The sequence below is a fragment of the Bifidobacterium apousia genome (assembly GCF_007559275.1).
GTDB classification, from domain to species: Bacteria; Actinomycetota; Actinomycetes; order Actinomycetales; family Bifidobacteriaceae; genus Bombiscardovia; species Bombiscardovia apousia.
Map to the genome: position 1 here is coordinate 1 of NZ_VMHK01000004.1, position 12,337 is coordinate 12,337.

The window sequence follows — 12,337 nt, forward strand, 5'->3', positions numbered from 1 at the left end:
TGCCATAGTGGCAATGAGCAGAATCAGCATGCCGATGGATCTCCGCTGCCTGTAAAAGTCGGCCCTGATCTGGTTAATCATTGTTGTTTCCTCGACTCTTGAGAATCCTTGTTGAGCAGATCTGTGAAATATTCCTCCAACGATCCCTTCTGCTGGCTGATTTGATTGACCAGGATACCTTCCTGAATCAGAAGTCTGTTGATGGGGCCCGGCTCCAGGTTCTCCTGCCTGATCAGAATCTGATGGTCGTCAAGGACTTGGAAGGGGCCGATTCCCCGGCGATCCAGAATCATGGCGGCCCTGGAGCTCTGGTCCACGTCTATCAACAGTCCATTTTGATTGATCCGGTCCAGTTCATCCTTGTTTACTTCCTTGATCAGGCGACCGTGGCTGATGAACCCAAACCGGGAGGAGACCAGGTAGAGTTCGCTCAGAATGTGACTGGAGATGAGGATGGTCGTCCGGCGCTCCTTGTTGAGCCTGTCCAGGAGTGTTCTGAATTCCATGATTCCTCCCGGGTCCAGGCCGTTGATGGGTTCGTCCAGAATCAGGAAATCGGGTCGTGTGAGGATGGCCATGGCCAACCCCAGGCGCTGACGCTGGCCCAGAGAGAGGTGACCGGCACGAGTCTTGGCCTTTTCGCTCAGGCCGACGAAGTCGATGGTCTGAGCGATGGCCTTGTCGTCGGTCAGCCCGTGCTGGATGGCTGTCAGTTCCATGTTCTGGCTGACGGTGAGTTTTTTAAAGGCGGCCGGAGCCTCAATGATCGAGCCTATTCTGCTTAGTATCCGGCTGTCCTTGCCAATTGTGTGCCCCATCAGCCTTATGGTTCCCTCCTGGATGGGGGAGAGCCCGGTGATCAGACGCATAAGAGTGGTTTTGCCGGCGCCGTTCTCACCGATCAGCCCGTAGACCTCGCCCTTGTTTATGGAAAGGCTGACATCGTCCAGTGCCTGAAAGCGTCCGAACCGTTTGCTGGCATGGCTAATATCCAGAATGGTATCGTCCATGGGGTTCCTTTCTCTATGTCGCTATCAGAGAATCTAAAGTGCCTTTCTTAATTGCATGGCTAAGAAATCATTAAGAATTGCATAAATCCGCTTGGGCGAGACCGGCCTCGTTAGGTGGCTTCAGTAACATGAGAGTGACCTGCGAAAGGAAGACAGTATGCCGACGATTCTGGTCGTGGAGGATCAGGAGGACATCCAGTCCCTGCTCAAGGATGTGCTGGGCGAGACCTACAGGATTATCCAGGCGACGACGGGCGCCCAGGCCTTGGCCCGCTTTCAGCAGGAGGAACCCGACCTGATCCTTCTGGATCTGATGCTCCCTGTAGTCACCGGGGACAGCGTCCTCAAGGCCATTCGGCATATGTCGTCGGTGCCGGTCATCATCCTCACGGCCATTCAGGATAAGACCAGAACCGTCAGCCTCCTGGAGCAGGGCGCCAATGATTATGTGACCAAGCCTTTCGACATTGACGAGCTCCGCGCTCGTGTCCAGGTCCAGCTGCGCCAATCCGGGGCACTGAAAGCCGATGCGGATGCAGCAGGTGAATCCGACGCCAAGATTTGTTTTCAGGGGATCGAGCTGGACCGGATGGAGCACACGGTCAGCGTTGATGGGCACAGGGTCGAACTGGCACGCAAGGAATTCGCCATCCTTGAGCTTCTGATGGACCATCCACATCGGGTCTTCGAGAAGGAGGACCTCTACAGGCAGGTTTGGAACCAGCCATACATCAATGCCGAGAATACTCTCAATGTGCACCTGAGCACCTTGCGGACCAGTCTGAACAGATACGCCGGCAGTCAGCGCTACATCGTGTCGGTCTGGGGCATCGGCGTTCGCCTGGTCTGAATTCGGATGGAAGAAAGAACGATGAATAAGGGTCGTCGGAGGTGAATTCGTGAAGGTGGCCGCACTTGTTTTGGGTCTTGTCGCCCTCGCCCTGGCGATTGGCCTGATAATGCTGATTGTCGACCTCAAACGGATCAGTGACGATCTGGACTTCATCAACCATGCCGACACTAACGCCTTGGTAACCACTGGGTCCAATATCGGGCTCATCCGCACTCTGGCGGATAGGATCAATGCCGTTCTGAACAAGACCAGACGGCTGCAGATCACCCAGGCTGAGCAGAACAAGCAAGTCCGGCAGATGCTGACCAACCTAACCCATGACATCAAGACCCCGCTGACCGTGGCCAGGGGATACGCCCAACTGCTCAAGGAAGGATCGGCTGATCAGGAGCAATTGAGCAGGATCCTCAATAACCTGCAGTCGGTGGATCACTATCTGCATTACCTGATGGATTTCAATCTGATACAGGAAAAGAGCGTGAGCCTGGATCTGACCAGGGTGAACCTATCGGCATTGGTTCAGCAGGAGCTCTTCAATGCTTTCGATTCTCTGACTGCGCGGTCCGTCACGGTGGAGCCCAGAATTCAAACTGGTGTGGAAATTACGACGGATCAGATCATGATGAGTCGAATAATTCAGAACCTGATCGGTAACTGGCTCAAGTATGCGGAGGAATCAGCCTGGGTGGACCTATGCAAGAGTGAAGATGGACGAATCCATCTGGACTTCGGCAACAAAACTACGAGTGGAGCAGTCGATGTGGACAGGTTCATGGAACGGTTCCAGACAGAGGACCAATCACGAACCAAGATCAGAAGTACAGGTCTGGGTCTCAGTATTGTCGATTCCCTGGTGGATTCGCTGGGTGGCTCCATGCGGCTGGAATCCGCCAACGGTATTTTCTTGGTCCACTTGCTGCTGAGTGATGCTCCGCAATCGAAGGAGCTGTAAATAACTAAGATCCGAGGCAGCTTGGTGAGATGCTGTGGCCTGTCACGGCCTTCATGACAAGACCGTGACAGGCCACAGCGCATGTAGGCGGAGAAATGGGGTCAGGACATGAATCTGACAGTACCTAAATCTGATCGTGCTTAAACCCGGCCGACAGATGAGTCGCTTCTCCGCCAACAATCAAGGAAAATCAAGCCTTGGTGTGGGGGACTATGACGGCCCTGGCTGAGAGCTTGTTGTCGACCAGCTTGTGGTAGGCATCCAGAGCGTTGTCCAGCGAGTAGGTTTCAATCTCGGTCTGGATCTGGCCGTGGCGATACATGTTGGCCACATCGTAGAGCTCAGGAATGGAGCCCCAGTACACGCCCAGCAGCTCCTGCTCCCAGGGCTTGGAGTACCAGTCGTATTCCGCCTTGCCGCCGGCGATGCCGACCACGGTCACCCTGGATCCCGGGCCGCCCGAAGCCTGTGCGGCAGCAATGGTCGGGGCCACACCCACGAAATCGAAGGCAGCATCCACGCCCTCGCCATGGGTGATCTTCCTGATGTTCTCCACCTGGTGCTCGTCGCTCATAACGGGAATGGCACCCTTGGCCTCAGCCTTGGCCAGAGCCTCCGGCTTGGTGTCAGTGGCGATCACGGTAGCGCCGGTCAGCGCGTGCAGAATCTGAATGGCGATCTGGCCCAGCCCGCCCAGGCCAATGACCAGAGCATACTTTCCACCACCGTTCAGGTGAGGCATGGCAGCCCGGATGGCATGGTAGGGAGTCAGAGCCGCATCAGCCAGGGGTGCTGCGCCGATTGGATCCGCATCGCCCAGGGGCACCAGGTTGCGGGCAGGGACAGTCATGTACTCAGCCATGCCGCCATCGCGTCCCAGTCCCAGGGCCAGTGACTTATTGGTCGCGGCGCTGGAGCAGTAGTTCTCCTGGCCGGCCACGCAGTGAGGGCAGTGGCCGCATCCGGTGGGCCCGTAGACGATGTAGGCATCGCCCTTCTTGAAGCCCGTGACGTCGGGTCCTACCTCTTCGACCCAGCCGGTGGTCTCGTGCCCCAGAATGAATGGCGGCTTGGTGTGGCTACCAGTTTCTGGTGTGTAGTCCTGGAAGACGGATACGTCGGAATGGCAGCAACCTGCTCCGGCCACCTTGAGCAGAACTTCGCCGCTCCCAGGGGTCGGCTCCGGCACTTCCTTGAGGGTGGGGAAGGTATTGAATTGTTCGAAAACAACGGCTTTCATAAGCTTCCTTTCATCGTTGAAACATTTCGACCCCCTATGCTCAGGGCGGGGGTGTGTGCATCAGCATTGTTGCAATAAAGATCTTACTGAACGAGAGCTTTGCACTCACCCGAACGAGTGTGATATGTCCAACAATGTGGGATTGGTCGTGTTTGCAGGGCGGATGAAAAGTTCACGTACATATGCGAATACCCCTCCCTAAGGAAGACCAGCAGGGGAGGGGTAGCAGGATGACCGTGGTTTGTCTTGGTTGAGCTCGGAGGGCCTTTACAGCAAATTGATCAGAGCTTGGGTGTCCTCAACAGTCGTCGCCCATGAGGTGGCCAGTCGGATCACGGTGTGGGTGGCATCGCTGCGTTCCCAGAAGTCGAAGGCGACCTGCTTGGATAGCTCTTCCATGCGCTCATTGTCCAAGCGGACGAAGGTCTGATTGGTGGGGGAGTCCATGACAATCTGATACCCCTTCTCATGCAGGGCCTTCTTGATCATCGCTGCTGTCTGGATGGCGTTTCGGCTGATTCGTGAATAGAGGTCATCGGTGAAAAGAGCGTCGAACTGCACACCCAAGAGTCTTCCCTTGGCCAGAAGGGCACCTCTTCTTTTGACCATGGTGCTGAAATGCTCGGGAGCGTTCCCTCTGGGGAAGACCACCGCTTCCCCACAGAGTGCTCCGACTTTGGTCCCTCCGATGTAGAAGACGTCGCAAAGACGGGCTATGTCCGTCAGATCGACGTCGGTTCCGGGGGCCACCAGTCCGTACCCCAGCCTGGCCCCGTCCAGGTAGAACGGAATCTTGTGTTCCCGACAGGTCTGCGAAAGGTCTTCCAGCTCCTCGCGGGTATAGAGGGTTCCATACTCGGTGGGATGGGAGATGTAGACCATGCCGGGGAAGACCATCTGCTCATGGTTTTCGTCGGCGTAGAAGCCTTCCAGGAAGGCCTTAAGGTCCTCGGCGCGAATCTTGCCCTGTTCGCCGGGAATGGTCAGAACCTTATGGCCTACGGCTTCAATGGCGCCGGCCTCGTGGACGTTGACATGGCCCGTATCTGCAGCGACTACTCCCTGGTAGGACTCCAACAGACAGGAAGCGACGACCTGGTTGGTCTGGGTCCCTCCGGCCATGAAAAAGACCTGGGCCTGGGGGCAGTTACAGGCTTGGGCGATCTTCTGAACGGCGGAGAGGCAGTACCGATCCTTGCCATAGCCGGGAAGGTGCTCCATGTTGGTGTCGATCAGCCGCTGCAGGACTGCGGGGTGAGCGCCCTCGGAATAGTCGTTGACGAATGACAGCATGTGGGTCCTTCCGGTTCGACGATAATTGGCTCCGGACCAGCCAAGCCGATCCGGAGCCAGGGTACTCACTACAGCATATGCTCAGGCGATGAGTTCCTTGACGGAGGCGATGATCGCTTGCAGGCTGGCCTTGGCATCATTGAAGAGCATCTGCGTGTTCGGGTTGAAGTAGAGCTCGTTCTCGATGCCGGCGTACCCCTTGCCCCTGCCTCTCTTGAGGACGACAACATGCTGGGCCTTGTCAACGTCCAGGATGGGCATGCCAGACACCGCGGTCCCCGGTCGGCGTGCAGCCGGGTTGGTCACGTCATTGGCGCCCACTACCAAGGCGACGTTGGCTGAGGGGAACTGGGGGTTGATGTCATCAAGGTCAATCAATTCCTCATAGGGGACGTTGGCCTCGGCCAAGAGGACGTTCATGTGTCCGGGCATACGTCCAGCCACGGGATGGATGGCATAGGAGACCTCCACGCCTCGGCCCTTGAGCAGCTCGCCCAGGTCGGCCAGTTCGCGCTGGGCCTGGGCCTGGGCCAGACCGAAGCCGGGGACGAAGATGACCTTGTCGGCATAGACCAGCTGGACGGCCACATCGTCGGGTGTGGTCTCCTTCATGGTCCCCTGGGTACCTTGATCCTGGCTGGCGCTGACAGAGGAACCGCCGAACCCTCCGGCCAACACGCTCAGGAGCGGCCTGTTCATGGCCTGGGCCATCAGGACGGATAGAGTGGCACCTGCTGCACCAACCAAAGCGCCTGCCACAATCAGAGCCACGTTGTCGATGGCCAGGCCGTTCATCGCGACAGCTGTGCCGGTGCAGGCGTTCAGGACGGAGATGACCACGGGCATGTCGGCACCGCCAATGGGGATGACAAAGACCAGTCCATAGCCCAGGGCGAAGATGGCCGTGAGGATGGCCCATAGGGTTCGATTGCCGGGATTCAGGCAGAGCATGACCAGGCTGAGGACCGTCAACAGGGCGAAAAGCACATTCCAGACGGCCTTTGCTGGTAGTTTCAGATTTTTGATCAGGCTGATGCCCTGGAGCTTGCCGGCAGCTATCAGGGAGCCGGTGAAGGTGATGGAACCGATGACCACGCCCAGGCCGGCGGTGATCAGCACCACCAGAGTCGGGGTGCCCTCGGAAGTCAGTATGTCGTTCAGGGCGACTAGGGCTGCAGCGCCGCCGCCGACCGTGTTGAAGACGGAAACCAGCTGAGGCATGTCCGTCATTTTGACCTTCCTGGCCGAGTAGACCCCTGCTGCGGATCCGATCAGGATACCAAGCACGAGCAGAACGATGGCCAGGGATGAGGTGAAACCGGTGGCGAACAGGTGGATGAAGGCCATGGCCACGGCGATGACCATGCCTGCTGCCGAAATTCGGTTACCTGTACGGGCCGTCTTGGGGGAATTCATGTAGTGCAGGCCCATGACGAACATGACCGAGGAAAGGAGATAGACGAACCAGGTGATGATATCGAGGGTATTCACTTGTCGGCTCCCTGGTCCTTAGCGCTCTCGGTCGTGAGGGACGAAGCCTGTTCGTCCTGGCTGGCCTTATCCTTTCCCTTGTCGGGTTTGGAGGACTTGAACATCTCCAGCATCCTGTCGGTCACCACGTAGCCGCCTACCACATTCATGGCGCCGAGGACGGCAGCCAGGAATATGAGTACATAGGAAAGCGGGGAGTGAGCCTCTGCCGCGATGATGACTACTCCGACGATCACAATGCCATGAATGGAGTTGGCGCCTGACATGAGCGGTGTGTGAAGCGTGGCCGGAACCTTGCCGATCACCTCCACGCCGATCAGCAGGGCCAGAATGAAAAGCGTAATTGCTATAACCACAGAATTCATTGCTCTTGACCTTTCTCTTCGGTCTTTTCGGCATCTGGGGTATCAGCGCTTCCTTGCGCGCCGGAATCGGATGCATTAGATACAACCAGTGCTTGATCGATCTCGTCGTCTGCTTTGATGCTGAGCGCGCCATCACGAAGGAAGTGCACCAATACGTCCGCTACATTTCTGGACAGGAGGTTGGAGGCCGTCGTGGCTACACCGCTGGCCAGGTATGGTGCCCCGATCATGATGACCCCCTTGTCGGTGGTCCTGGTTCCCACCTGTGATCCCTCGACGTTGCCGCCCAGATCGCTGGCGGCGCAGTCCACGATCACTGCTCCGGGGTGCAGATTGGCCACACCCTTGGCGCTCAGGAGGCGAGGAGGCTTTCCGCCTGGAACCTTGGCCGTGGTGATGACCACATCGAAGCCTGCTGCTTTGGCATCCACCGCAGCCTGCTGCTGGGCCTGTTCCTGGTCGGTCAGCTGCCGTGCATAGCCGCCCTGGCCCTGTCCCTTGGAGAAGTCCAGCCCCAAGTCGAGGAACTTGGCTCCCAAGGATTCCACCTCCTGCCTGGAAGCGGGCCTGACATCATAGGCGGTGACCACGGCTCCCAGACGTTTTGCGGTCCCGATGGCCTGCAGGCCTGCAATCCCCGCACCCAGGACCAGGACCTTGGCTGGTCGAATGGTTCCTGCTGCAGTGGTCATCATGGGGAAGAAGGATCCATAGGCATCGGCAGCCACCAGGGCCGCCTTGTATCCCATGACCGAGTTTTGTGAGGTCATCTCATCCATGGACTGGGCCGAGCTGAGCTGTCGGGGGAGCCGCTCCATGGCGATTCCCGTAAGCCCGGCCGCTTCCAGGGATTTGATGTAGTCCCTGTCGCTCAAGGACCCCAGCATGCCGATGATCCATGTTCCGGCTGGAATCCTCTTCAGCAAGGAGCTATCCGGTCTGTTGACGAAACCCAGGACTTCTGATTTGGATAGGACGGTATCCCTGTCGGTGACTGTGGCTCCCGTCCGCTGGTAGTTCTCATCCCGGAAGCCGGCTCGAGCCCCGGCCCCGGACTCCAATAGGCAGGTGATGCCTTGCCTGGTCAGCCGGGTCGCGATGTCTGGCGTTAGGGCCACACGAGACTCTTCCTCGTTTGTCTCTTTGAGGACCCCGAAGGTTACGGGAGATTGTTCTGGTCCACTCATGTCTTTCCTTTTTCAAACACAACTGTGTGTGAGCAATTTCACCATTGATTCTAGTTGCTGCACCTTGCTGTTGGGAGGTTAGCGCAGCCTGTATGTGCTTGCGCTTTATAAGTATCAGTCGAGAAGGGACCAACCTCAAGGTATTTTTCGAATGTGGACGAGAAATAGAAGGAGCATGAAGCTGTGCCCGCATAGTTGCACCCGCGCAACCTATGCAATGTCTGAAGAGTTGTAACGTCCGAAAAATGGGCTCACGGTTTTGTTACCGAATTTTTTGGGAGCCGGTCGGCATAGCACATGGCATCGCAGCCCTGTCCATCCGACAGTTTCCAGCTATGACCAGCTACGGCATGTGGGTTGATCATGCTAGGGTGCCGCGCGTCTTCAAGAATGATACGCGGCACCATGAGATGCAAAACATCAATGAGCACAAGACCTTGGCGACAGAACGACTTGGTGAGCTGATTTGTTCGTCTGCTGAGGCGGTCTCACATTGACGGCCAGTCCGCCTTTCTGGACTTGTGTGTCATCTCTGATTGATGTGCGCTGTGGCGCCTTATTCCCTTCCCTCATGCTTGTCGTTTGCCGCGGAATCCTTGGGCTTGGACTGCAGGGGATTGTGATGGTAGATAAGGGCGAAGGCAGCCAGGGTCTCGATCATGCTGGCGATGATCCAGGTGATCACGATGGCGTTCTGGTGTTTGCCGACTGTTCCCATTCGGGTGAAGATGAAGACATCCATGATGAAGGTCTGCAGCACCAGAAGGACCGTCGCCACGACTACCGTCCTGGTATGCCTGTCCGTCTCCGTTCCCTCTCCCTCCGGCTTGCCGGGAGACTTGAAGCTGGCATAGGAGAGGAGCCAGATACCGATTCCGAAGAGGACGGCGGCAAGAGGCAGGGAGAAGAAGATCGGCATGGTGCTCAGGCTGAGGCCCAGAGCTGCGACCAGGACTGCCGAGGCTAGGCCCAGATAGAAGGAGTCATGGTTCTTCGCCTTGGGTGGTTTGGGTACGCTGGCAACGTTCATCGGCTGAGACGGCTTATCGACAGGTTTACTAGGTTGGTTCGGCTTATGATCATGGGAAGGGTCATGGCCGCTGTCTGGATGGCCGGCCTGCGAATGATCGGCGGTTGGTGCCTGTTCCTGCTTATGTTGTGCTTCAGGCCTGTCATGATCAGCGTCCTTGGTGGATGAATCTCTGCCTTCCTTCTCGCCTGTTTGTTCAGATGTAGGCTTCGGCTTGGGTGAATTTTCTACTTGGTTCTCTTTTCTGGCCTCGGCATCGTCCACTGGTTTTGGCATGTGGTTTTTGCTGTTCATTGTTGTCTGTTGGGAACTTCCCCGAGTGCTGTTGCTCTGTGAGGAGTTGCCCTCATGCCTCTTCTGCTGGTTGTCGGGCACCCGCGATTCCTCATGCTTGCCTTGGTTCTTATTCGCTCGTTCGTTTCGATTGTTGCTCATCTGACCCTCCAAGCTTGTTCTTCCCTGATGCTTGCGGCAGGTCATTTGGCGGCCCACCTACTTTTAGGAAGCAACCTCCGTTGAGGCCAGTCTATGTGTGCTTTTCTCGTACAAGTGGCATTGACCGGCATCAAGCCAATATCGTTCCGCTATTGACCTTTATGTGATAAGCAATCGTGCACTGTATACCCGCAATGGAGCTTTTTCAGGCCGGTGGCTTCATAGGCGAAGCAATTCAATGTAATAGCTCATAGGAAATTTGGAAGCATACGAACAAAACGGGTGGCTAACGCGGCTCGAACGCGCGACCTCCTGAACCACAATCAGGTGCTCTACCGACTGAGCTATAGCCACCATGGTGAATCGACCCGCATGGCGGATCAATGCAACAGATGAAACTATACACGATGGCATGACATGGCACGCCGGTGAAGCCTGACCCATGTGGCAAAGGTTGTGCTTCGCCTTTGGGCTTTCAGTTCACGACCATGGCCTCTATGTAAAGTCTCTGGCACAACTGGGCTCTGGTTGTCGACTTGAAGTCCGGATCATTCAACGCTTGTCGCGCGCTCTTTGACATGCAGAATATGAGCCTTGCGCCAATTCATCAGACTTTTATAGCCTTCTCCTTCATGCAGAACATGCTGCCACGTGACCAAACCCGGTCGGGTTACCTTCACCGAGGCATATCTAAGGACGGCGGCTGGCTGGTCATCTGAGTTCACTAGAACCGTTCGTCGGTCGGAGTAGGGCAGTGATTCATGATCGTGGATGTACTCTGCATCAGGCAGGCCATAGCAGTTTCGCGCCCATTCAGAATTGCGTTTACCAGCCGATTGCGTTCTGGACCCGGGAGGCGAATCCATCTTTGGGAAGGTTCCCAACATTTCCGGCTTTGACCGTCGGTATTTGTCTACTTGCCAAAGTCGATGCGAGTGTCTTGCCTATTGGGCTCTTCGTCGTCCAGCACTTTTCTTATTGGGTGGTAGGCCTTGATTAGATCAGCCAGATTCATGGCGGCATTGGCAGGGCTGGTGGATGGCAGATTGATCATGGTCGGTCGATACCCCTTTTTCTCCAGATTCGGCAGGCAGTAGCGACGGTAAAGCTGTCCGGCCTTTCGTCCTGTAGTGAATACGGTGCCGATGGGCGCACGGTCCAGCAGGCCGGCGATGTCGGTAGGCACGACATTGGTGATTGAAGCGTCAGAGGCACCATGGATGTCGCATTCCTGAATGACATCCCAGAGGGCAATGCGGTGATTGAGCGCAAACTTGGCGCGGACAGCCGGATCGGGCTCTGGAACAGGCTGGTCGAAGAGCGCGGCCAGCACGGGCCAGAAGCGGTTGCGCGGAAACATGTAGTAGAAGCCAGCCTCACGCGAGCTCGGGCTGGGAATGGATCCCAGGATCAGCGCACGAGACCGGTCATTCCAGACAGGCCCGAACTCATGAGTGACGTGTGAGGACGAACCTGCAGTCATGCGCCGAGCAGGCTTGTCAGAGCCGCAGTCATCACGTCAGCCTGAGCGATCACCAGGATGAAGACCAGCAGGCTGGTGGCGCATTCGACCAGTCCCACATACAGAATGGGGATGCGGCGCCGACGGGAGATTGCGGGCAGCAGGGCCGCGCGCACCAACAGAACTAGGGCGGTCAATAAAGGCCACCATCCTGCGGTGCGTATCATGGCGACCCCGATCAGGCAGAGGGCCAGGTTCCAAGCCAGCGAAAGCAGGTAGCACCAGGTCTTGCCGCGCTCGCGGATCATGGTCTTGACGAAGATGACCGAACCGAATTGGGTCACGGCGAAGACCGCTGCACTGACCACTCCAACCGATGGCAGGGCGGCACTTGGCAGGAATCCGCTGGCGAAACAGTCCACAGCAGGATTTGGTTGGCATCCGAAGTAGCCAGAGTTGGCTCCTTCCAGTCCTGATCCAGGCTTTTGGAATCGTGACCCTAGGGAGACGGCGATCAGACAAAGCGTGCAGGCCGCAGTCACGGCCACCGTATCGTTCCACCAGGAGCGTTCCGTTCGCATCCAGGCGGCGGCAAAGTTCAGCACACCCAGCACCAGGTAGAGCGGGGCCCATCGCAGGAGCCCAGGGGTACCGACCAATAGGATTAGCCCGGTAACGGCCGTGAGCAGGGCGTATCCCAAAGCCGGTGGTGCGAATCTGGCAGCTCGGTGCGAAACCATCCACCGTGAACCGGTGAATTCAAAGCAGTAGCAGAAGGCCCAGGCGACCATGAGCAGCAGGCTCCTCCAGGTCGGGCCTCCGACCAGCAGCCCAGCCAAGCCCGGCATCAAGGCCATGGCCCAGCCGCCTATCTGGTCGGGTATCCATAGGCGCCGCCACTGCCGTCCCTTGGATCCTGGTCCGGTCGGTTTTGCCGAATTGCGGGCTTGAGGGCTTGGTCTGCTGCCGTTTGATCCGGCTGCCTTGCCCTTGTCTGCGTCTGTAAGCATACTCATCAG

11 protein-coding genes and 1 tRNA gene are annotated in these 12,337 nt (G+C 57.2%); 2 read left to right on the forward strand and 10 right to left on the reverse strand.

The window, feature by feature from the left end; genetic code table 11:
- Positions 1 to 77 precede the first annotated feature (77 nt).
- Positions 78 to 1,010: an ABC transporter ATP-binding protein gene (locus FPK30_RS05940; RefSeq protein WP_144085730.1), complete on the reverse strand. Its 933-nt coding sequence runs from the start codon at positions 1,008 to 1,010 to the stop codon at positions 78 to 80.
- Between the two features lie 157 nt (positions 1,011 to 1,167).
- Between FPK30_RS05940 and FPK30_RS05945 the strand changes: the two genes are divergently transcribed.
- Together FPK30_RS05945 and FPK30_RS05950 are read left to right on the forward strand one after the other, a co-directional pair.
- A complete protein-coding gene (locus FPK30_RS05945) occupies positions 1,168 to 1,860 on the forward strand; it encodes a response regulator transcription factor (protein ID WP_015022157.1) in 693 nt (230 codons plus the stop codon).
- A 49-nt stretch (positions 1,861 to 1,909) separates the two neighbouring features.
- Positions 1,910 to 2,815: a sensor histidine kinase gene (locus FPK30_RS05950; RefSeq protein WP_198199098.1), complete on the forward strand. Its 906-nt coding sequence runs from the start codon at positions 1,910 to 1,912 to the stop codon at positions 2,813 to 2,815.
- Between the two features lie 190 nt (positions 2,816 to 3,005).
- Here FPK30_RS05950 and FPK30_RS05955 read toward each other — a convergent pair whose 3' ends face one another.
- The 9 genes from FPK30_RS05955 to FPK30_RS05995 form a co-directional block, all read right to left on the reverse strand.
- Positions 3,006 to 4,055 (reverse strand): NAD(P)-dependent alcohol dehydrogenase, encoded by a 1,050-nt coding sequence (locus FPK30_RS05955; RefSeq protein WP_101432632.1) that lies wholly within the window; start codon positions 4,053 to 4,055, stop codon positions 3,006 to 3,008.
- A gap of 267 nt (positions 4,056 to 4,322) precedes the next feature.
- Entirely contained in the window at positions 4,323 to 5,348 is a 1,026-nt protein-coding gene (locus tag FPK30_RS05960; protein WP_144085731.1) for a threonine aldolase family protein, read from the reverse strand.
- Between the two features lie 81 nt (positions 5,349 to 5,429).
- Complete coding sequence (locus FPK30_RS05965) at positions 5,430 to 6,839, reverse strand: NAD(P)(+) transhydrogenase (Re/Si-specific) subunit beta (RefSeq protein ID WP_144085732.1); 1,410 nt, start codon at positions 6,837 to 6,839, stop codon at positions 5,430 to 5,432.
- Complete coding sequence (locus FPK30_RS05970; protein WP_045924660.1) at positions 6,836 to 7,204, reverse strand: NAD(P) transhydrogenase subunit alpha part 2; 369 nt, start codon at positions 7,202 to 7,204, stop codon at positions 6,836 to 6,838. The genes FPK30_RS05965 and FPK30_RS05970 overlap by 4 nt, the downstream gene beginning before the upstream one ends.
- Positions 7,201 to 8,391: an NAD(P) transhydrogenase subunit alpha gene (locus tag FPK30_RS05975; protein ID WP_144085733.1), complete on the reverse strand. Its 1,191-nt coding sequence runs from the start codon at positions 8,389 to 8,391 to the stop codon at positions 7,201 to 7,203. Before FPK30_RS05975 ends, FPK30_RS05970 begins: the two co-directional genes overlap by 4 nt.
- Positions 8,392 to 8,947: 556 nt before the next feature.
- A complete protein-coding gene (locus tag FPK30_RS05980) occupies positions 8,948 to 9,856 on the reverse strand; it encodes a hypothetical protein (protein ID WP_144085734.1) in 909 nt (302 codons plus the stop codon).
- A gap of 281 nt (positions 9,857 to 10,137) precedes the next feature.
- Positions 10,138 to 10,210: transfer RNA gene (locus FPK30_RS05985), tRNA-His, on the reverse strand.
- 559 nt (positions 10,211 to 10,769) lie between these two features.
- A complete protein-coding gene (locus FPK30_RS05990) occupies positions 10,770 to 11,339 on the reverse strand; it encodes a DNA-deoxyinosine glycosylase (RefSeq protein ID WP_144085735.1) in 570 nt (189 codons plus the stop codon).
- A complete protein-coding gene (locus tag FPK30_RS05995; RefSeq protein ID WP_144085736.1) occupies positions 11,336 to 12,334 on the reverse strand; it encodes a YwiC-like family protein in 999 nt (332 codons plus the stop codon). The genes FPK30_RS05990 and FPK30_RS05995 overlap by 4 nt, the downstream gene beginning before the upstream one ends.
- Positions 12,335 to 12,337 lie beyond the last annotated feature (3 nt).